Source organism: Pseudoxanthomonas mexicana, assembly GCF_001556105.1.
Taxonomy (GTDB): domain Bacteria; phylum Pseudomonadota; class Gammaproteobacteria; order Xanthomonadales; family Xanthomonadaceae; genus Pseudoxanthomonas_A; species Pseudoxanthomonas_A mexicana_A.
Genome location: NZ_LSIF01000034.1, coordinates 108,179 through 126,755, shown reverse-complemented (window position 1 = coordinate 126,755; position 18,577 = coordinate 108,179). Strand labels below are relative to the sequence as shown.

The following is an 18,577-nucleotide window of genomic DNA, read 5'->3' as shown; positions in this document are numbered from 1 at the left end:
CGGGCGTCGAAGCATCGCACACCGGCCACCCTATTGTGCAGTGCGCCAACGCCGGCCGCGACGGTTGCGTTCGCAACCGCCGAAGGTGCCGTGCGGCGCGCGAGCGGCCTTATTTCCGGGCGGCGGCGAGCGCGCTGATGTGCGCGTTGTGCCGGATCAGTTCCGCGCATTCGACGGCGAAGATGCCCATCTGGCCGACCTTGAACTCGATCCAGGCGAACTCGACATCCGGCAGCAGCTTGACCAGTGCGCGTTCGGACTCGCCGACTTCGCAGATCAGCAGGCCGTCCTGGCTGAGGTGCAGCGGCGCATCGCGCAGGATCTTCAGCACCAGGTCCAGGCCGTCATCGCCCGCACGCAGGCCGAGTTCCGGCTCGAAGGAGTATTCCTTCGGCAGCGCATCGGTCTCGTCGTTGGTGACGTAGGGCGGATTGGTGACGATCAGGTCGTAGTGCCTGCCCGTCAGGCCGGCGAACAGGTCGGATTTGAGGAACTGCACGTTGTCGGCCAGCAGGCGTGCCTTGTTCTCGGCCGACAGGGCCAGCGCGTCGTCGCTGATGTCGACGCCGTCGACCTGCCAGTCGGGGTTGTAGTGGCCCATCGCGATGGCGATGCAGCCGGAACCGGTGCACAGGTCCAGTGCATGGTTGACCTCGCGGCCGCCCAGCCAGGGCTCGAAGCCGGCTTCGATCAGCTCGGCGATCGGCGAACGCGGCACCAGCGCGCGCGCATCGCTCTTGAAGCTGAGGCCGGCGAACCAGGCCTCGCCGGTCAGGTAGGCGACGGGAACGCGCTCGTTCACGCGGCGCTCGAACAACGCCAGCACCTGCGCCTTTTCCGCCCCCGTAACGCGCGCCTGGCCGTAAGCCGGACCGAGGTCCGGCGGCAGGTGCAGCGTGTGCAGCACCAGGTGCGACGACTCATCCAGCGCGTTGTCGTAGCTGTGCCCGAAGGTCAGGCCGGCGGCATTGAAACGGCTGGCGCCGTAGCGGATCAGGTCGATGATGGTGTGCAGTTCGGCGGCGACGTCGGCGGTCATGGCAAGGCTTGTGAAGACGCCGGAACGGCGAAGGCCGCCGATTATAGGGGCTGCCCCGGTATCATGACCGGCTCCTGCCGCGCCCATGCGGCCCCGGCCCACCGGCCGTGACCCTCCTTCGTGGGAGTCCCAAGCGCATGTTCAACAAGAAGATCGGCCTCATCCTCGTCCTGGCGCTCGCTGCCGGCCTCGGCCTGCTGGCCGCACAGAAATTCTTCGGCCCCGTCACGCCGGCTACCGTGTGGCCACCGACGCAGACAGTCAGCCTGTTCCCGCAGGCGCGCCCGCTGGCGCCATTCTCGCTGCGCCAGTCCGATGGCACCCAACTGACCGATGGCGAACTGAAAGGCCACTGGACGCTGGTCTTCCTCGGCTTCACCTTCTGCCCGGATGTCTGCCCGACCACGCTGGCCGAACTGGCCCAGGCCCAGGCGCAGTGGAAGGACCTGCCCGACTCCACCCGCCCGCGCGTGCTGTTCATATCGGTGGACCCGGAGCGCGACACGCCCACCCGCATTGGCGAATACGCCCACGCGTTCCATCCCGACACGATGGCCGCCACCGCCGACGTACCGACGCTGGAAAACTTCGCCAAGTCGCTGGGCTTCGTCTTCATGAAGGTGCCGGGCGATGGCTTCGAACAGAACCCGAACGACTACAGCATGGACCACTCCTCGGCGATCGGCGTGCTGGACCCGCAGGGTCGCCTGGCCGGCCTGATCCGTCCGCCGTTCCAGCCCAAGGCGATCGCCGCCGACATGCGCGCGTTGACCGAGGCGTCGACGAAATGAGCCTGCTGACCTCGCTGACCTATGTCCTGCCGCACCGCTTGCTGTCGTCGCTGGCGCGGCGGCTGGCGTATTCGACCTCGCCGGGCACCAGCCGCTGGCTGATCGACACGGTGACGAGGAAGTTCAACGTCGACCTCGGCGAGGCCGCAAACCCTGATCCGCGTTCCTACCCCAGCTTCAATGCCTTCTTCACCCGCGCGCTGAAGCCGGGCGCCCGCGTCGCCGACGCGGACCCGCGCGCGCTGCTGATGCCGGCCGACGGCCATATCAGCCAGTGCGGCCCGATCGAGGACGGCCGCATCTTCCAGGCCAAGGGCCAGTCGTTCACCGCCGCCGAACTGCTGGGCGATGCGGCGGCCGCGGAGCCGTTCCGCAACGGCCTGTTCGCCACCGTCTACCTGTCGCCGCGCGACTACCACCGGGTGCACATGCCGTGGACCGGCACGCTGCGCGAGACCGTGCACGTGCCCGGCCGGCTTTTCAGCGTGGGCACCGACGCCGTGGCGAACGTGCCGCGCCTGTTCGCCCGCAACGAGCGCCTGGTCTGCCACTTCGATACCGATTTCGGCCCGATGGTGTCGGTGATGGTCGGTGCCCTGCTCGTCTCCGGCGTGGAAACCGTGTGGAGCGGCGAGGAGATCCCCGCCTACGGCACCGCGATCACCCGCAAGGATTACCGCGGCAAGGGCATCACGCTGGAACGATTCGGGGAGATGGCGCGTTTCAATTACGGATCGACGGTCATCGTGCTGCTGCCGCCGGGCGTGGCGGAGATCGCGCCGGAGTTGAAGGCGGAATCGCCGGTGCGGCTGGGCCAGGCCTTGGCGCGCCGCACAGGCTGACCGATTGCCTGCTCGCGCCTCGTCAGGGCGCGACCGCGTATTCCACGTCGTACAGGCGCACCTTGGCCAACGTCTTGTCCGTGCAGTCGAAGCGCATCTCGACCTTGAGCTTGGCCTTCGCCGGCACCGTGAATTCGTCGCCCGCCTGTAACGTGGTGCAGGCATAACCTTCGCCGTCCAGTCCGGTGACGTGTCCGCCCTGCGACAGCTCGGTGACGCGTACCGGTGCGGCACCCTCGTTGGCGAAGCCCAGGGTCACCAGGGTCGCGTCGTCCTTCTGCGCCGCCAGCACGCCGCCGGTGAGCGATGCCTTCAGCTCTGCGCCGCTGCTGACGATCACCGCCCCATCGATGCTGGTGCTCGCCTTGCGCCCGTCGTCCACCCCTTTGCTGGCGCCGGTAGCGGCACCTTTCGCCAGTTCGACCGCTTTCGACACCGCGCCTGACGCAGCCTTCTCGGCGTTCTCGCCCGAACAGGCGGCCAGCATGATCGACATGACCGCCATGGGCAGCAGATTTGTGGAAACTCTCATCGCCTTCCTCCTGAAGTAAGGCGAGAGTCTAGCGGGTGGATTCCTTCGAATGCAGCTGAAACTGCGGGCTTTCGGCTCACATTAGCGACACCGGCACCCGTACCGCGAAGCGCCTACTTCCTGCAGCTTTCCAGCTTCAGTTCCTGCCCTGGCCGCACCGCGTACGCCGGCGCCTTCAGCCTGTTGGCCTGCGCCAGTTTCTTCAGGTCGCACTGGAACCGCTGCGAGATGCGGCCGAGCGTGTCGCCCTTCGCCACGCGGTAATCACGCGCCTGCTTCGCTTTGGGCTCTGCCGGCTTCGGATCACCGGTGGCCACCGTGGTCGGCACGCCGGCCACCGGGGTCACGTCGCCCACGGCCACGTTGCCCGACCGCGATACGTGCCGGATGGCGGCAGCGGGATCGGCGTTCACCAGCGTGCGCGCCAGTTCGGCACGCGGCCCGTTGACGCAGTAGCGCGTGTACAGGCCCACGATGCGCGCATTGGCCTTGAGCGTGGTGCCGGCCGGAATCCAGGCCTCCGGCGGGTAGCGTGGATTGAGGTTGCGCAACGTGCGCATGTAGCCCTCGCGCGTACCGCCGTTGCCGAGGCAGATGGTCAGCTCGTAGAGCGATGCGTCGCGTGCCAGCTTCAGCGATGCGGGTTGCGCGGTGATCTTCGGGAACTCCAGCCCGTACTGGCGCGGATGCAGGAACAGCCACGCCCCCGCGATCACCATCGGCACGTAGTCGCGCGTCTCGCCGGGGAACTGGCTGTAGACCACGTCGTCCCAGAAGCCCAGGCCGCTGTTCTCGCGGTAGACGCGCGCCGCGCGTCCTTCGCCGCCGTTGTACGCGGCCAGCGCCAGCTCGATGTTGTTGTTGAGGCCGCGCATGCGCTCGTTCATGTACTCCGCGCTGGCCTGTCCGGACGCGTACGGGTCGTAGCGCGTGTCGAAGCCGCTCGCATCACGGCCCAGGCCGAACCGCGCGCCGGTATGGAACATGAACTGCATCGGCCCTGCCGCGCCGGCGCGCGAAGTCGAGTGCACGCGGCCGTTGGATTCCTTCGCCATGATGCCGAACAGCAGCGCTTCCGGCAGGCCGCTGCGCTCCCACGCCGGGTACAGCTCGGCGCGCATGTTCTGGTAGTTCTCGTAGCTGTCGATCAGCGCGGGGCGCATGTCGGTGAGCCAACGGCGGATGCCGGCCTGGATGGCCGGGTTGTACTCCACCATGCGGTCGAAGGCGTGCCGCTGGTCATTCATCAGTGCGGCGGTACGCGCGGTTTCCGGGATCGGGACACCGCTTGAGGTCGCGTGGTCGGTGCCATCGTCGAGGGCATCGATGACATCCCCCGCGCCCTCTCTGTCGTCGCCCTGCGCATCGGCATTGCCTTTCAGCAGGCGCTTGTACGTCGCCAGCAACGTAGGGACCTGGCAACCGCGTTGCTGGGAGCAGGCGGCCAGTACGTCTTCCATGTCTTCCAGCGCGGCATCGCTCTCGGTGGCGCCACGCGGATCGCTGTTGGCCACCAGGACCAGGCCATCGCGATAGCGCTTCTCGGCGGCGGCCATCCGCTGTTCGAGCGCTTCGGACGCGGCACGGTCACGGGCGGAAACACGCTGGGCCAGCGAGGCCGGTGATACCAGCAGCAGGGACAGGGCGACCGCAACGGGCCAGTGGCGCAGACAGGCAGGAACCGCAAACGACATCAGGTATGCATCCAGAGTGTGAGCCGGGAGGGTAGCCCCGGGCCGCTGCCGCGGGCAAGGTCATGCGTCATGGAATATTGCCCCCGGTGCAGCCTCCAGCCGCTAGAATCCGGCCATCATCACGCGAGGTTGCACATGGATCCGATCCTGCTGGGCAAGGGCGTCACGGACGATATCCCGGTCACGCTGCTGCCGAAGTTCGGTAATCGTCATGGTCTGGTGGCCGGCGCCACCGGCACCGGCAAGACGGTGACGGTGATGACGCTGGCCGAAGGCTTCTCGCGCATGGGCGTACCCGTGTTCATGGCCGACGTGAAGGGCGACGTGGCCGGCCTGGCCACGGCCGGCGACGGCAGCGCGCGTGTCGTGCAGCGGGCGAAGGACATCGGCATCGCCGACTACGCGCCGATCGCCAGCCCGGTCCTGTTCTGGGACCTGTACGGCAAGCTCGGCCACCCGGTGCGTACCACCGTCAGCGAGATGGGCCCCACCCTGCTGTCGCGCATCCTCGAATTGAACGACACCCAGAGCGGCGTGCTGGACATCGTGTTCAAGCTCGCCGACGACCGCGGCCTGCTGCTGCTCGACCTGGAAGACCTGCGTGCGTTGCTGGGCCTGGTCGCCGCAGAGCGCAAGGACATTTCCACCAGCTATGGCCTGGTCAGCACGCAGTCGGTGGGCGCCATCCAGCGCGCGCTGCTGCGGCTGGAGCAGGAAGGCGGCGAAATGTTCTTCGGCGAGCCCGCGCTGGAACTGGCCGACCTGATGCGCACCAACACGGATGGTCGCGGGGTCATCGGCATCCTCGCCGCCGACCAGCTGATCCTGAAGCCGCGCCTGTATTCCAGCTTCCTGCTGTGGCTGCTGTCGGAGTTGTTCGAGACGCTGCCGGAAGTCGGCGATCTGGACAAGCCGAAGCTGGTGTTCTTCTTCGACGAAGCGCACCTGCTGTTCAACGACGCACCACCGGCGCTGCAGCAGCGCATCGAACAGGTCGTGCGCCTGATCCGCTCCAAGGGCGTGGGCGTGTATTTCTGCTCGCAGTTCCCCGACGACGTGCCCGACAACATCCTGGGCCAGTTGGGCAACCGTGTGCAGCACGCGCTGCGCGCGTTCACCCCGCGCGACCAGAAAGCGGTGAAGACGGCCGCACAGACCTTCGTGCCGAACCCGAAGCTGGACGTGGCGCAGGCCATTTCCACGCTGGGTACCGGCGAGGCGCTGGTATCGACGCTGCAGGACAAGGGCATTCCGTCGCCGGTGCAGCAGACGCTGGTCTCGCCACCACGCTGCCGCATGGGCGCGATCAACGAGGCCGAGCGCCAGCAGGTGCGAAGCGGCAGCCCCGTCGGCGGCAAGTACGACACGGCGGTGAACCGCGAATCGGCGGCGGAGATGCTGGCCAAGCGGGCGGAGACGGCTGTTCAGGCCGCCAACGCGCCGGCCGCGAAGACGGAGAAGGACGACCCCGATGCCGGCGGCTTCGGCCAGGCGGTCAAGGACGCGGTGTTCGGCACCAAGCGCCGCCAGGGCATGATCGAGACGATGGCCAAGCAGACCACCCGCACCGTCGGCACGAAGCTGGGCAACCAGATCGTGCGAGGCATTCTGGGCAGCATCTTCGGCGGACGACGCTGATCGCACGGATGAAACGGCTGATCGCGCTTCTGGTTTGCTCGATGCCGTTTGTCGCCGCCGCCACCAACCCCACGCCCGCGACCTTCGCTGGCCAGTTCTTCGGCACCGTGGCGGACCGCGCCTGCGCATCGCAGGATGCGCTGCTGTCCCTGCATGCCGATGGCCAGTATGTGTTGCAGACGCATTGTCAGGATGATCTGCAGGCGACGCCGGCGCGGCGCGGACGCTGGTCGGTGACCTGGAATGGCACCTGCGTACAGCTCACGTCCGACAGCCTGCCGGCGCAGCCGCTGGAATTCGCGATCCACGACGGCGACCTGCTGGTGCTGACGACCGGTAGCTGCATCGAACCGATCGAGGATCCTCGCGGCCGCACGCTGCGCCGCGCACTCGACGACACCGGAAACGACTGATGTCCCGCTGGCGACCGCCGGGTGAGAAAAGCACCGCCCTGATCACCCGCGAAGGCCACGACCGCCTGAAGGCGGAGCTGGACGATCTGTGGCGCGTCCGCCGTCCCGAGGTGGTGAAGGCGCTGGCCGCCGCCGCCGCCGAAGGCGACCGCTCGGAGAACGCGGAATACACCTATCGCAAGAAGCAGCTCGGCGAGATCGACCGCCGCGTGCGCTACCTGAGCAAGCGGCTGGAAGTGCTGCGCGTGGTCGACACCGCGCCCAGCGACCCGGAAGCCGTGTTCTTCGGCGCCATGATCGAACTGGAGAACATCGCCAGCGGCGAGACGTCGCGCTACCGCATCGTCGGTCCCGACGAGACCGACGCGGCGCGTGGCTGGATCAGCATCGATTCGCCCATGGCGCGCGCGCTGCTGAAGAAGCGCATCGACGACGAGTTCACCGTGGAGCTGCCCGGCGGCCCCACCCGGTTCGTGCTGGTGGATGTCGGCTACGCGAGCTGAAGATTACAGCGGTCGCGGGTAGACACGTCCTTCGCGCAGCGGCCGGAAGTAGTCCGCCTGCTTGTAGAAAGCCTCGCCCTGTTCCGCGTGCCACCCAGGGATACCGGACAGTGGCAACGGACGCAGTTCCGTCGGCGTGACGAGACTCGTCCCCGCCACGATCGAGTCGACCACGTGCGCGACCGCATCCACCGGATCACCCAGTACGACCAGACATTTGCCGACCAGCAGTCGTCCCGGCACCAGCATCTGCTCCATCAGCGCATGCCCGACCACGGCAGCAACACTGATGCCGCCATCGCTCCATCGCCCGGCGTGCTGATGGAACAGTGCCACCCAGTCGTGCCTGTCCCACAGATCCAACAGCGCCTTGTCGCGCACCTGCACGACAACACCGCTTTCGTCGAACTGGGTCAGCGCCTGCTGGGCGGGACTGCGCTCGCGCGGACCCATCCGTTCGATATGCAGGCACTGCTGCCGGTTGAGGGTGCGCTTGAGCGCCGGGTGGCGCATCCAGACCATCGCATTGAACAGGTCATGCCAGCTCTCCGCCCGCGTGGCGATGCGCCCCTGCGCAATGCGTGCCTCGTAATGCAGGCCGTCGGCGAGCAGGGTCGTATCCTGCTGCACGAATCGGGGCCCGGAAGCGTGTATCCGGGCATTCAGGGATTCGATCTCCGGCCACCGTTCGGCCGTCACCAGATCCAGATACTCGCCGTATCCATCAAAAAGTGGATGCCGGAAACACACGGCACCCACCTGCCCGCGTAGCGGCGCGACGAAACGACGCCGATCATTCCCGGCGCGGAGCGCGTCCGGTGACGCGGTCACAGCACCTTGACGTCGAGCGGCCTGCCGGCCGTCTCGACGATGGCATCACCGATCAGGTCGTGCTCGTCGCTTTCGGTGATTTCCACATCGACGAACTGGCCGACGCGCAGGCCCAGTTCACCGCCGTTCTGGATGTGCACCAGGCCGTCGATCTCCGGCGCATCCGCCTTGGAACGCGCTACGGCGATGTCGTCTTCGATCAGGTCGACCAGGCATTGCTGCACCGTGCCGATCTTCGCTTCGAGGCGCGCAGCGGAAATCTCCGCCTGCTTCTCCATGAAGCGCGCCAGGCGCTCCTGCTTGACCTCTTCCGGCACTGGATTCGGCAGCAGGTTGGCCGCGGCGCCTTCGACCGGCGAATAGGCGAACGCGCCGACGCGGTCGAGCTGCGCTTCGTCGAGGAACTGCAGCAGGTCCTCGAACTCCTGGTCGGTCTCGCCGGGGAAGCCGACGATGAAGGTCGAACGCAGGGTGATGTCGGGACAGATCGAGCGCCAGCGCTTCACGCGTTCCAGCGTCTTGTCGACGGCACCCGGGCGCTTCATCAGCTTGAGGATGCGCGGGCTGGCGTGCTGGAACGGGATGTCCAGGTACGGCAGCACCTTGTTCTCCGCCATCAGCGGGACGATATCGTCGACGTGCGGATACGGATACACGTAGTGCAGGCGCACCCAGGCATCGAGTTCGCCCAGGCCTTCGCACAGCGCCTTCATGCGGGTCTGGTACGCCTTGCCGCGCCACTCGCGCTCGGCGTACTTCACGTCGACGCCGTAGGCGGAGGTGTCCTGCGACACCACCAGCAGTTCCTTCACCCCGCCGCGCACCAGGCGCTCGGCTTCGCGCAGCACGTCATCGACCGGACGCGACACCAGGTCACCGCGCATGGACGGAATGATGCAAAAGCTGCAGCGGTGGTTGCAGCCTTCGGAGATCTTGAGATAGGCGTAGTGGCGCGGGGTCAGCTTGATGCCGTAGTCCGGCACCAGGTCGACGAAGGGATCGTGCTTCGGCGGCAGCGCTTCGTGCAGCGCCTCCATCACGCTCTGGTAGTCCTGCGGACCGCTGATCGCCAGCACGTCGGGATACTGCTCACGGATCTGTTCCGGGCGCTTGCCCAGGCAGCCGGTGACGATGACCTTGCCGTTCGCGCTCATCGCCTCGCCGATGGCGTCCAGCGATTCGGTCACGGCGGAATCGATGAAGCCGCAGGTGTTCACCACCACCACGTCCGCCGCATCGTAGGTCGGCACGATGTCGTATCCCTCCACGCGCAGCTGGGTGAGGATGCGCTCGGAATCGACCAGGGCCTTCGGGCAACCGAGGCTGACGAAGCCGACTTTGGGGTTCTGCAGGGACATGGGACAGTACGGCGGCGGCGTGTACGGGGCGCGGATTATAGCCGCCCGGCCCCGCCGGACCCGGACGGGCCGTTCAGCCTCCGATGCCCAGTTGCTCGTCTGCGGAGGGCGTCTGCTCCATGTAGACCGGTCGGGTGGACACCTTCGCCCGTGTTTCCACGGGTGCCGCGTAGCCGCCTTCGCCGTCTGATTCGGCGCTGCGGCGAATCTGCAATCCGGTCAGCCGGTTGCTGCTGATCTCCTGCCAGCCGTGCATGTTCGTGCGGCTGTACAGCTTCAGGTCCTCGCCGATCAGGCGCATGCGTGAGGCCTTGGGATCGTAGCGGTAGCGCCAGGTCGAAGAGATGGCGGTGGTTCCGCCGGTCAGGTCCTCGACCACCAGCACCCCCTTGCGCAAGGACAGCCCCGCGGCCCCCAGTGCATCGAGCGACAGCTCGACGCTGCCGACCGGCGTGAGGCCGATATCCACCTCGCTGCGATAACCCAGCAGCACGCCGAGCACCCGGTTTTCGTCGTCCACGGCCACGAACGCGACATCCATCAGGCCGTCGCCATCGAAATCCGCATCCAGGCGCGTCTCCACCCGCGCATCGTCCGAAGGATTCGCTCCCTCGAACCGCTGGCCATGCAGGAGGACATCGTCCGGTGGCGCTGCATGCGCAGCGCCCACAAGGAAAGCGCAGGCAACGGCCAGCACGACGGACATCATGTTGCGCATAACGCCTCCTCACATCCGCTGCCGGGATCTGCGCGCAATCTAGCACCCGCGCGTCGGCGAACGGTGCTTGCGCATACACTTCATGCCACCCCGCCTCAGGACGCCTGCATGGGCCACTGGACCCACCTGGACACCCCGCACGGGCGGATCGCCGCCTGGCGCGCGGACTCGCCCGGGACGCCGCGCGGCGCGCTGGTCGTCGTGCAGGAGATCTTCGGCGTCAATGCGCATATCCGCAGTGTGGCCGAGAGCTACGCACTGGAAGGCTATGCCGTCCTGGCGCCGGCCTATTTCGATGTGGTCGAGCCCGGCGTGGAATTGGGATACGACGGCAACGGCGTCGAGCGTGGCCGCACACTGAGGGACGCCGTGGGCATGGAGCGCGCGACCGACATCACCCGCATCGCCGCGGAGGCGCTGGCAACACGGGGTCCCGTTGGCACGGTCGGCTACTGCTGGGGTGGCACCGTCACGTTGCTGGCCGCGCAGCGGATCGGCCTGCCGTCGGTGAGCTACTACGGGGCCCGCAACCTTCCTTTCCTGCACGAGACGCCGCGTGCACCGGTGATGTTCCATTTCGGCGAACAGGACGCCTCGATCCCGCCGGACATGGTGCAGGCCCATCGCGACGCACTGCCCGGGATGGAGGTCTTCACCTATCCCGCCGGCCACGGTTTCAACTGCGACCTGCGTGCGGACTACGAGCCGTCCAGTGCGCGGCTCGCACGCCAGCGCACGCTCGACTTCTTCACCCGGAACCTCGCATGACCGACTTCACCCTCGACCCACGGCTGGCCACTGACAGCGCCTTCATCGCCGACGGCCCGCTGTCGCAGGTACGGCTGATGGACGACACCCGTTATCCCTGGCTGGTGCTGGTGCCGCGCGTGAACGGTGCCAGCGAATGGCTGGACCTGGACGGTGGCCAGCAGCGCCTGCTGCTCGCGGAGATCAACCAGGCCGGTCAGCTGATCCGCGCGCAACACGGTGTGGAGAAGCTCAACATCGGCGCGCTCGGGAACATCGTGCGCCAGCTGCACATCCATCTGGTCGGACGCCACGACGGCGATGCGGCGTGGCCGGGACCGGTGTGGGGCAACGGCCATGCCGTCCGCCATGCGCCGGACCACCTCGCAGCCGAGATCGAACGCTGGCGCACGCGCCTGGCATGAGCACGCCGCACTTCGAGCCGCTGGGCGACGATGCCTTGCTGGTGCGCTTCGGTGAGCGCATCGGGGCCGATACCAATGCGCAGGTGCACCGGCTGGCGGCGCGGCTGCGCGACCGTTCGCCCTGCTGGTTGCGCGACCTGGTGCCGGCGTACGCCAGCCTCGCGGTGTTCTTCGATGCGGATCGTCTGCCGAACGGCGATGCCCATGCCGCCGTCGGTGACACCGTGGCCGCGCTGCTATCGGATCCGTCATCACGTCCCTCAGCCGATAGCGTCCTGCATGAAGTTCCCGTGTGCTACGGCGGCGAGTACGGCGAGGACCTTGTCGAGGCGGCGCAGGCGCTCGGCCTTGATGCCGGCACGCTGATCGCACGCCACAGCGGTCCGCTCTACACGGTGGCGATGATCGGCTTCGCTCCCGGCTTTCCCTATCTGCTGGGACTGGATTCCGCACTGGCGCTGCCACGCCTGGCGACGCCGCGGACGCGGGTGCCTGCGGGTTCGGTCGCGATCGGTGGCGCACAGGCGGGCATCTATCCGCGCGCGAGCCCGGGCGGATGGCGGTTGCTCGGACGTACGCCGCGCGTGCTGTTCGATGTCGCGCGTGCGCAGCCTGCGCTGCTGCAGCCGGGCGACCGCGTCCGCTTCGTGCCGATCGATGAGGCCACCTTCCGCGACATGGCAGGTTCGCCGTGAGCTTCTGGCACGTCCTGTCGCCAGGGGCGCAGACCACCGTGCAGGACCAGGGGCGTCACGGTTGGCGGCACCTCGGTGTGGCGCGCACGGGCGCAACGGACCCGGCCGCCCTGGCGATGGCGAACCGGCTGGTCGGCAACGACGAGGGCGACGCCGGACTGGAAATCGCACTGCAAGGTCCGCGCCTGCGTTTGATGCGTGCGGGCCGCATCGCGCTGACCGGCGCCACGGTGCAGGCACGGTGGAACGATGTCCCGCTGCCGATGGGGCGACCCATCGATCTTCCGGCAGGCGAGCTCACGCTCGGCCCCTTGCGAGACGGTGCACGCGCCTGGCTCGCCGTGGCCGGCGGCATCGCATCACCCATGGTGCTCGGCAGCCGCAGCACCGATCTCCGTGGTGGGTTCGGTGGCGTTGACGGACGCGCGTTGGCCGCCGGCGATCGCCTGCCCGTCGGCGAGGTCCGCAGGGACCTCGCCATCGCGCGGCAACCCGCCTTCCCCGCATGGTGGATCGACGTGGACGACCCGTGGACGGTGGACCGCCACGTCCTGCGCTACGTGCCGTCTGCGCATCCTGCCGCCCTCATGCTGATCGCACAGGGCTGGCGTACCCACCCCAACAGCAATCGCCAGGGACTGCGGCTGAGTGGCGCCGGATTGCCCGCGGGAACCGGCGACGGCGTGTCCGAACCGGTCGCCGTCGGCACGCTGCAACTGCCGCCCGACGGACAGCCCATCCTGCTGCTGGCCGACGCACAGACCGTGGGCGGCTATCCGCGACTGGGTCATGTGATCGCCTGCGACCTGGGGCGCGCCGCGCAGTTGCGCCCCGGCGAACCGGTGCACTTCGAACCGGTCACGCTGCAGCGAGCGCGATCGCTGGCCAGGGAACACGCGCACCGCCTTGCGCGGCTGCGCATCGCCATCGCCCAGCGCGTGCGGGCCTGAGGTAGGCTCGCGGACATGCGTACCATCGATTTCAACTGCGACCTCGGCGAAGACTGCGGCGACGATGCGGCGATCGTGCCGTACATCAGCTCCGCCAGCATCGCCTGCGGTTTCCACGCCGGGTCACCGGACACCATGCAGCGCACCGTCGCGCTGTGCCTCGCGCACGGCGTCGCCATCGGCGCACACCCGTCGCATGCGGACCGCGAGCATTTCGGACGCGTCGCACATGCCCTTTCTTCCGAAGAGGCGTATGCGCTGACGCTGTACCAGGTGGCCGCGCTGGACGGGTTCGTCCGTGCCTCCGGTGGGCGCCTCCACCACGTCAAACCACACGGCGCGCTGTACAACCAGGCGGCGCGCGACGCCAGCCTCGCCGATGCCATCGCACGCGCCGTGCGCGACCACGACGCGGGGCTCGTGCTGTACGGCCTGTCGGGCAGTGCGTTGACCGGTGCCGGCGAGCGGCAAGGCCTGGCGGTGGCGCATGAAGTCTTCGCCGAGCGCCGTTACGAAGCCGATGCCACGCTGACGCCGCGTTCGCAAGTGGACGCCAGCATCGAGGATCTGCCCACCGCCGCCACCCAGGTCACGCAGATGCTGGACCGTGGCATCGTGGTCGCGCGCACGGGCGAATCGGTGCCGCTGCGCGCGGACAGCATCTGCCTGCATGGCGACAGAAACGATGCCGTCGCGTTCGCGCACGGACTTCGGCAGGCGATCGAATCCGCCGGGTTCACCATCCGCACCATGGAGCGACGCACATGAGTTACTGGCCCCTGCTGGGCATCGTCGTGGTGGTCGCAGGTTTCGTACTGCGCTTCAACCCGGTGATCGTGGTGGTCACGGCTGGCCTGGTCAGTGGACTGGCAGCGGGCAAATCGATTCCCGACCTGCTGGCGCTGCTGGGCGAGAGCTTCGTGTCCAACCGCGCCCTGCTGATGTTCGCGCTGACGCTGCCGACCATCGGCTTGCTGGAGCGTGCCGGCCTGCGCGAGCACGCGCTGCGCTGGATCGCGCGGCTGCGCGGCCTGACGCTGTCGCGCCTGCTGGCGGGCTACCTGCTGGTGCGGCAAGGGCTGAGCATGGTGGGCCTGATCGACATCGCCGGGCATGCGCAGACCGTGCGGCCGCTGCTGGCGCCGATGGCAGAGTCCGCCGCGGGCAAGACACGGGCCCCGCTGTCGCGGGAGGAAACACAGCGCGTGCACGCAATGTCGGCCGCGACCGACAACATCGGGCGCTTCTTCGGCGAAGACGTGTTCCTCGCCTTCGGCGCCGTGCTGCTGATCCAGGGCTTCTATGCCCAGCACGGCATCCAGCTGGAGCCGCTGCAGATCGCGCTGTGGGCGCTGCCGACGGCGATCGCCGCCTTCATCATCCATGCCGTGCGTATCGTCCTGTTCCAGCGCCGGCTGGACCGTGCGGTGCCGGCGGCGGAGGCGAAGACCGATGCTGTCGATTGAGCACTTCTACTGGGTACTGGCGGCCTTCCTCGCCTATGCCGGTTGGCGCAACCTGCAGCAACGGCGCTACGCGCACGCTGCGTTCTGGACGGTGATCGCGGTGCTGTTCGCGGGCGGCGATGTCGTACTGCGCGCGAGCAAGGCCGGCGACGCCCTGCCGGCGCAACTCGCCGGCGGCGCGGTGCTGGTGCTCGCCCTGCTGGCCACGCGCATGCGCCGCGAACCATTGGACGAGGCGCCGGAATCGGAACGGCTGGCGTCCGCGCTGCGGCTGGGCCACCGGCTGTTCCTGCCGGCCCTGCTGATTCCCGCACTGACCATCACCGTCGTGCTCGCCGGCCCACACCTGTCCTTCGGTAGTACCCCGCTGTTCGCGCCCACCGGCATGACGCTGGTCGGCCTGGCCTTGGCCTGCGTGGTCTCGGCCATCGCGGCGATCGCGGTGACGCGGCAACCCCCGCTGCGGGCGGCCGATGAGGGACGACGCCTGCTCGACACGATGGGCTGGGCAGCGCTGCTGCCGCTGGTGCTGGCGACACTCGGCGGCGTGTTCGCGGCCAGCGGGGTGGGCGAATCCGTCGCTTCACTGGTCTCGATGGTGATCCCGGCCGACAACCGCATGGCCTGCCTGCTGGCATTCGCGGCGGGCATGGTGGTGTTCACCGTCATCATGGGCAACGCGTTCGCCGCCTTCCCGGTGATGATGGCCGGCATCGGCCTGCCCCTTCTGGTGCAGCGCCACGGCGCCGACCCGGCCAGCCTCGGCGCCATCGGCATGCTGACCGGCTACTGCGGCACGCTGCTCACGCCGATGGCGGCGAACTTCAACATCGTGCCCGCGGTACTGCTGGAACTGGACGACCAGTACGGCGTGATCCGCGCGCAGGCCGCGACCGGCCTGTGGCTGATGGGCACCAACGTGCTGTTGATGGCGTGGCTGTGCTTCCGCTGATGATTCTTCCCCGAGACTTGCCATGCCAACGACACGTACCGTCCTGCTGACCGGCTTCCAGCCCTTCGGCGGCGAGCAGGTCAATCCCAGCTGGCAGGCCGTGTCCGCGCTGCATGGCGCACGCATCGCCGGGCATCGCGTCGTGGCCCGCGAGTTGCCGGTCGCCTTCGGCACCTCGCTCAAGGTCCTGCGTGCGGCGCTGAAGGAAACGCAGCCATCGCTGGTGATCGGTGTCGGCCAGGCCGGTGGTCGCGCACAGCTGTCGCTGGAGCGCGTGGCGATCAACGTCGACGACGCGCGCATTCCCGACAACGCAGGCTCGCAACCGGTCGACCTGCCCGTCATCGACGGCGGTCCTGCCGCCTACTTTTCCACCCTGCCGATCAAGGCCATGCGTGAAGCCCTGCGTGGTGCCGGCTTTCCCGCCGAGGTGTCGCAGACCGCAGGCACGTACGTCTGCAACCACGTGTTCTACGGATTGATGCACGCGCTGCGCGCGCGAAGGGGCGTACGTGCGGGCTTCATCCACATCCCCTACTCGCCGGCCCAGGCGTCAGGGCATGCCGGTGCGGCGAGCCTGCCGGTGGAGACGGTGACAACCGCCTTGCGCCTGGCGGTGAAGGTGGCCCTGAAGACGTCTATCGACATCCGCACCGCTGCGGGTGCGGAACACTGACACCGCGCGCTACTTCGCGCGCACGACGCGGGTGCCCGCGATCAGGTCATGCAGGCAGCGCTGTTCCTGCCGGAAGATCATCAGCGAATCGACGAGCACGTAGATCGTACCCAGGCACGGGATGTTGGCGATGGCATGCGTCGGCAGGTAGCGCTTGCCCAGCAGGTCCACCAGGGACGGCTTGTTGCCTTGCAGGTCCACGATCCTGATGGACACCACCTTCTTTCCCCAGGTCTGGCCATTGGCATGAAGCGGATAGCCCTGGATCAGCGCGAATACGGCGAAGCCGATCACGGCCCACAGCAGCGTCGTGCCCAACGGCATGATGCCGAAGCCGCCTGAGCGACCGGCTTCAAACGCAGCCTCCCAGTAACCGCCCACATACATCATCGGCACGATCACCGCGAAGCCGATGCAGGCGTCGATCAGGATCGCCGCCAGCCGCAGCCAGCGGATCGCGGGATCCGGCACGCCCTGTTCCTGGACATCCGCGACATTCGCATCGGGAGTGCGGTAAGGATCCTGCGGCATCGGCGGCGGTGCTTGCATGGTGATTCCTTTCGGTAAAGGGGTCGGATCAGGTACGCGGCAACGTCACGCCCGTCTGCCCCTGGTACTTGCCGCCACGGTCCTTGTAGCTGGTCTCGCAGACGTCGTCGGCGTCGGACTGGAAAAACAGCATCTGCGCCACGCCCTCGTTGGCGTAGATGCGCGCCGGCAGCGGCGTGGTGTTGCTGAACTCCAGCGTCACGTGGCCTTCCCACTCCGGCTCCAGCGGGGTGACGTTGACGATGATGCCGCAGCGCGCGTACGTGCTCTTGCCCAGACAGACCACCAGCGTGTCGCGCGGGATGCGGAAAAACTCCACCGTGCGCGCGAGCGCGAAGCTGTTCGGCGGGATGATGCACTCGTCGGCCTCGATGTCCACGAAGCTCTTCGGGTCGAAGTGCTTGGGGTCGACGATGGTGGAGTTGATGTTGGTGAACACCTTGAACTCGCGCGAGCAGCGCACGTCATAGCCGTAACTGGACGTGCCATAGCTGACAATGCGTTCGCCATTGACCTGCTTGACCTGTCCAGGCTCGAACGGCTCGATCATGCCCTGCTGTTCGGCCATGCGGCGGATCCAACGGTCGCTTTTGATGCTCATGCAAATCCTGGTCTGGGGAACGAAACCGCGCGGCCGGCGCGGCGGAGGGGGATTGTAGGGCGGGCCCCGGCCCGCCGTCTGCGTCTGGCAGTCAGACCAGCGACGAAGCGATCGGCACGCTTGCCCGTGGCCGCTGCGCCAGCGTGGCGGCCATGACCCGTGCGGTCTGCCGGTAGGCCTGCGCCACGGCCGAATCCGGTGCCGCGACCACGACCGGCTGACCGGCGTCACCCTGCTCGCGGATGGTGATGTCCAGCGGCAGCGAGCCCAACAGGGGCACGCCGTACTGCGCCGCCATCCGCTCGCCGCCACCCTGGCCGAACAGGTGCTCGACATGGCCACAGCTGGAACAGGTATGGACCGCCATGTTCTCGACAATGCCCAGCACCGGCACCTCGACCTTCTCGAACATCTTCAGCGCCTTCTTCGCGTCCAGCGTGGCGATGTCCTGCGGCGTGGTGACGATGACCGCCCCCGCGACCGGGATCTTCTGCGCGAGGGTCAGCTGGATGTCGCCCGTGCCCGGCGGCAGGTCGACCAGCAGGTAGTCCAAGTCGCCCCAGAGGGTGTCGGTGAACAGCTGCATCAGCGCGGACGTGGCCATCGGCCCCCGCCAGATCATCGGCGTGTCCTGGTCGACCAGCAGCCCGATCGACATGGCCTCCACCCCGAACGCCCGCATCGGCTCGATGGACTTGTTGTCCGGACTGTCGGGCCGCCCCGACAGGCCCAGCATCGCCGGGATGCTGGGACCGTAGACGTCGGCATCCAACACCCCCACCCTGCCACCCTCGGCCGCCAGCGCCAGCGCCAGGTTCACCGAAGTGGTCGACTTCCCCACCCCGCCCTTGCCCGAACCGACCGCGATGACGTTGCGGATACGGGGATGGGGGGAAAGAGCGCCCTGGACCGCATGAGACGCGATGCGGGTAACCAGGGACAGGGACGCCAGGCGTTGCCCGTCAGCCGCCAGCGCGGCCGCAACCTGTCGCTCGATGTCATCGCGCAGGTCACTCAAAGGGAAGCCGGACTGCAGCGATACGTCGATGCCAGCACTCTTCAAGGACCCCTGCCACCTCAATCCTCCATTCAGGTTCGTGGGCAGGCCGGCAAGCCGAATTTGCGACAGATATTCCAGTTCCACGTCCACTCCGGTT

At 67.8% G+C, this 18,577-nt stretch carries 22 protein-coding genes; 13 read left to right on the top strand and 9 right to left on the bottom strand.

Translation table 11 applies throughout. From position 1 onward, the window contains the following. Nucleotides 1–109: 109 nt before the first annotated feature. Entirely contained in the window at nucleotides 110–1,039 is a 930-nt protein-coding gene (prmB, locus tag AX730_RS06120) for a 50S ribosomal protein L3 N(5)-glutamine methyltransferase (RefSeq protein WP_062353472.1), read from the bottom strand. 137 nt (nucleotides 1,040–1,176) lie between these two features. Between prmB and AX730_RS06115 the strand changes: the two genes are divergently transcribed. Beyond that, nucleotides 1,177–1,830, top strand: a complete 654-nt coding sequence (locus AX730_RS06115; protein WP_062353470.1) for an SCO family protein — start codon at nucleotides 1,177–1,179, stop codon at nucleotides 1,828–1,830. Next, nucleotides 1,827–2,672: an archaetidylserine decarboxylase gene (gene asd / locus AX730_RS06110; protein ID WP_062353467.1), complete on the top strand. Its 846-nt coding sequence runs from the start codon at nucleotides 1,827–1,829 to the stop codon at nucleotides 2,670–2,672. The genes AX730_RS06115 and asd overlap by 4 nt, the downstream gene beginning before the upstream one ends. Nucleotides 2,673–2,694: 22 nt before the next feature. Here asd and AX730_RS06105 read toward each other — a convergent pair whose 3' ends face one another. Together AX730_RS06105 and AX730_RS06100 are read right to left on the bottom strand one after the other, a co-directional pair. Further along, nucleotides 2,695–3,204, bottom strand: a complete 510-nt coding sequence (locus AX730_RS06105; protein WP_157074119.1) for a hypothetical protein — start codon at nucleotides 3,202–3,204, stop codon at nucleotides 2,695–2,697. A 113-nt stretch (nucleotides 3,205–3,317) separates the two neighbouring features. Beyond that, a complete protein-coding gene (locus AX730_RS06100) occupies nucleotides 3,318–4,898 on the bottom strand; it encodes a transglycosylase SLT domain-containing protein (protein WP_062353462.1) in 1,581 nt (526 codons plus the stop codon). Nucleotides 4,899–5,033: 135 nt separating this feature from the next. Here AX730_RS06100 and AX730_RS06095 point away from each other — a divergent pair, with 135 nt between their 5' ends. From AX730_RS06095 to greB, 3 genes are read left to right on the top strand one after another with little or no spacing between them, the layout of a single operon-like run. After that, nucleotides 5,034–6,536, top strand: coding sequence for a helicase HerA-like domain-containing protein (locus tag AX730_RS06095; RefSeq protein WP_062353459.1), 1,503 nt, complete (start codon nucleotides 5,034–5,036; stop codon nucleotides 6,534–6,536). A gap of 41 nt (nucleotides 6,537–6,577) precedes the next feature. Next, complete coding sequence (locus AX730_RS06090) at nucleotides 6,578–6,949, top strand: copper resistance protein NlpE N-terminal domain-containing protein (RefSeq protein WP_157074118.1); 372 nt, start codon at nucleotides 6,578–6,580, stop codon at nucleotides 6,947–6,949. Next, nucleotides 6,949–7,452, top strand: a complete 504-nt coding sequence (gene greB, locus AX730_RS06085) for a transcription elongation factor GreB (protein WP_062353453.1) — start codon at nucleotides 6,949–6,951, stop codon at nucleotides 7,450–7,452. Before AX730_RS06090 ends, greB begins: the two co-directional genes overlap by 1 nt. 3 nt (nucleotides 7,453–7,455) lie before the next feature. Here greB and AX730_RS06080 read toward each other — a convergent pair whose 3' ends face one another. The 3 genes from AX730_RS06080 to AX730_RS06070 form a co-directional block, all read right to left on the bottom strand. After that, the gene (locus tag AX730_RS06080; RefSeq protein WP_332307603.1) at nucleotides 7,456–8,082 is read right to left on the bottom strand and encodes a DUF3025 domain-containing protein; all 627 of its coding nucleotides are present in this window, start codon (nucleotides 8,080–8,082) and stop codon (nucleotides 7,456–7,458) included. 197 nt (nucleotides 8,083–8,279) lie between these two features. Then, a complete protein-coding gene (rimO, locus tag AX730_RS06075) occupies nucleotides 8,280–9,641 on the bottom strand; it encodes a 30S ribosomal protein S12 methylthiotransferase RimO (protein WP_062353447.1) in 1,362 nt (453 codons plus the stop codon). Nucleotides 9,642–9,714: 73 nt separating this feature from the next. Continuing rightward, on the bottom strand, nucleotides 9,715–10,359 hold the full coding sequence (locus AX730_RS06070) for a hypothetical protein (RefSeq protein WP_062353443.1): 645 nt from the start codon (nucleotides 10,357–10,359) through the stop codon (nucleotides 9,715–9,717). A 108-nt stretch (nucleotides 10,360–10,467) separates the two neighbouring features. Here AX730_RS06070 and AX730_RS06065 point away from each other — a divergent pair, with 108 nt between their 5' ends. From AX730_RS06065 to pcp, 8 genes are read left to right on the top strand one after another with little or no spacing between them, the layout of a single operon-like run. After that, complete coding sequence (locus AX730_RS06065) at nucleotides 10,468–11,127, top strand: dienelactone hydrolase family protein (protein ID WP_062353441.1); 660 nt, start codon at nucleotides 10,468–10,470, stop codon at nucleotides 11,125–11,127. Further along, complete coding sequence (locus tag AX730_RS06060) at nucleotides 11,124–11,531, top strand: HIT family protein (protein WP_062353438.1); 408 nt, start codon at nucleotides 11,124–11,126, stop codon at nucleotides 11,529–11,531. The genes AX730_RS06065 and AX730_RS06060 overlap by 4 nt, the downstream gene beginning before the upstream one ends. Next, nucleotides 11,528–12,226, top strand: a complete 699-nt coding sequence (gene pxpB, locus AX730_RS06055) for a 5-oxoprolinase subunit PxpB (protein ID WP_062353437.1) — start codon at nucleotides 11,528–11,530, stop codon at nucleotides 12,224–12,226. The genes AX730_RS06060 and pxpB overlap by 4 nt, the downstream gene beginning before the upstream one ends. Continuing rightward, complete coding sequence (locus AX730_RS06050; RefSeq protein WP_062353435.1) at nucleotides 12,223–13,176, top strand: 5-oxoprolinase subunit C family protein; 954 nt, start codon at nucleotides 12,223–12,225, stop codon at nucleotides 13,174–13,176. Before pxpB ends, AX730_RS06050 begins: the two co-directional genes overlap by 4 nt. A 15-nt stretch (nucleotides 13,177–13,191) precedes the next feature. Next, complete coding sequence (locus tag AX730_RS06045; RefSeq protein WP_062353433.1) at nucleotides 13,192–13,944, top strand: LamB/YcsF family protein; 753 nt, start codon at nucleotides 13,192–13,194, stop codon at nucleotides 13,942–13,944. Further along, complete coding sequence (locus AX730_RS06040) at nucleotides 13,941–14,642, top strand: DUF969 domain-containing protein (protein WP_062353430.1); 702 nt, start codon at nucleotides 13,941–13,943, stop codon at nucleotides 14,640–14,642. The genes AX730_RS06045 and AX730_RS06040 overlap by 4 nt, the downstream gene beginning before the upstream one ends. Next, nucleotides 14,629–15,594 carry a DUF979 domain-containing protein gene (locus tag AX730_RS06035; RefSeq protein ID WP_062353427.1) on the top strand — a complete coding sequence of 322 codons (966 nt, stop codon included), beginning with the start codon at nucleotides 14,629–14,631 and terminating at the stop codon, nucleotides 15,592–15,594. The genes AX730_RS06040 and AX730_RS06035 overlap by 14 nt, the downstream gene beginning before the upstream one ends. Nucleotides 15,595–15,616: 22 nt before the next feature. Continuing rightward, nucleotides 15,617–16,270 carry a pyroglutamyl-peptidase I gene (gene pcp / locus AX730_RS06030; RefSeq protein WP_062353426.1) on the top strand — a complete coding sequence of 218 codons (654 nt, stop codon included), beginning with the start codon at nucleotides 15,617–15,619 and terminating at the stop codon, nucleotides 16,268–16,270. A 9-nt stretch (nucleotides 16,271–16,279) separates the two neighbouring features. On the opposite strand, the gene AX730_RS06025 is transcribed toward pcp, so the two are convergent. From AX730_RS06025 to apbC, 3 genes are all read right to left on the bottom strand, one after another. Then, a complete protein-coding gene (locus AX730_RS06025; RefSeq protein WP_083537758.1) occupies nucleotides 16,280–16,819 on the bottom strand; it encodes an RDD family protein in 540 nt (179 codons plus the stop codon). Between the two features lie 28 nt (nucleotides 16,820–16,847). After that, nucleotides 16,848–17,420, bottom strand: a complete 573-nt coding sequence (gene dcd, locus AX730_RS06020; protein ID WP_062353420.1) for a dCTP deaminase — start codon at nucleotides 17,418–17,420, stop codon at nucleotides 16,848–16,850. Nucleotides 17,421–17,511: 91 nt separating this feature from the next. Beyond that, nucleotides 17,512–18,363 (bottom strand): iron-sulfur cluster carrier protein ApbC, encoded by an 852-nt coding sequence (gene apbC, locus AX730_RS06015; protein WP_062353597.1) that lies wholly within the window; start codon nucleotides 18,361–18,363, stop codon nucleotides 17,512–17,514. Nucleotides 18,364–18,577: the final 214 nt, after the last annotated feature.

Bases quoted from the DNA above. Each gene is read 5' to 3' on its own strand.
- prmB (WP_062353472.1), bottom strand. From the start codon at position 1,039: ATGACCGCCGACGTCGCCGCCGAACTGCACACCATCATCGACCTGATC.
- AX730_RS06115 (WP_062353470.1), top strand. From the start codon at position 1,177: ATGTTCAACAAGAAGATCGGCCTCATCCTCGTCCTGGCGCTCGCTGCC.
- asd (WP_062353467.1), top strand. From the start codon at position 1,827: ATGAGCCTGCTGACCTCGCTGACCTATGTCCTGCCGCACCGCTTGCTG.
- AX730_RS06105 (WP_157074119.1), bottom strand. From the start codon at position 3,204: ATGAGAGTTTCCACAAATCTGCTGCCCATGGCGGTCATGTCGATCATG.
- AX730_RS06100 (WP_062353462.1), bottom strand. From the start codon at position 4,898: ATGTCGTTTGCGGTTCCTGCCTGTCTGCGCCACTGGCCCGTTGCGGTC.
- AX730_RS06095 (WP_062353459.1), top strand. From the start codon at position 5,034: ATGGATCCGATCCTGCTGGGCAAGGGCGTCACGGACGATATCCCGGTC.
- AX730_RS06090 (WP_157074118.1), top strand. From the start codon at position 6,578: ATGCCGTTTGTCGCCGCCGCCACCAACCCCACGCCCGCGACCTTCGCT.
- greB (WP_062353453.1), top strand. From the start codon at position 6,949: ATGTCCCGCTGGCGACCGCCGGGTGAGAAAAGCACCGCCCTGATCACC.
- rimO (WP_062353447.1), bottom strand. From the start codon at position 9,641: ATGTCCCTGCAGAACCCCAAAGTCGGCTTCGTCAGCCTCGGTTGCCCG.
- AX730_RS06070 (WP_062353443.1), bottom strand. From the start codon at position 10,359: ATGCGCAACATGATGTCCGTCGTGCTGGCCGTTGCCTGCGCTTTCCTT.
- AX730_RS06065 (WP_062353441.1), top strand. From the start codon at position 10,468: ATGGGCCACTGGACCCACCTGGACACCCCGCACGGGCGGATCGCCGCC.
- AX730_RS06060 (WP_062353438.1), top strand. From the start codon at position 11,124: ATGACCGACTTCACCCTCGACCCACGGCTGGCCACTGACAGCGCCTTC.
- pxpB (WP_062353437.1), top strand. From the start codon at position 11,528: ATGAGCACGCCGCACTTCGAGCCGCTGGGCGACGATGCCTTGCTGGTG.
- AX730_RS06045 (WP_062353433.1), top strand. From the start codon at position 13,192: ATGCGTACCATCGATTTCAACTGCGACCTCGGCGAAGACTGCGGCGAC.
- AX730_RS06040 (WP_062353430.1), top strand. From the start codon at position 13,941: ATGAGTTACTGGCCCCTGCTGGGCATCGTCGTGGTGGTCGCAGGTTTC.
- AX730_RS06035 (WP_062353427.1), top strand. From the start codon at position 14,629: ATGCTGTCGATTGAGCACTTCTACTGGGTACTGGCGGCCTTCCTCGCC.
- pcp (WP_062353426.1), top strand. From the start codon at position 15,617: ATGCCAACGACACGTACCGTCCTGCTGACCGGCTTCCAGCCCTTCGGC.
- AX730_RS06025 (WP_083537758.1), bottom strand. From the start codon at position 16,819: ATGCAAGCACCGCCGCCGATGCCGCAGGATCCTTACCGCACTCCCGAT.
- dcd (WP_062353420.1), bottom strand. From the start codon at position 17,420: ATGAGCATCAAAAGCGACCGTTGGATCCGCCGCATGGCCGAACAGCAG.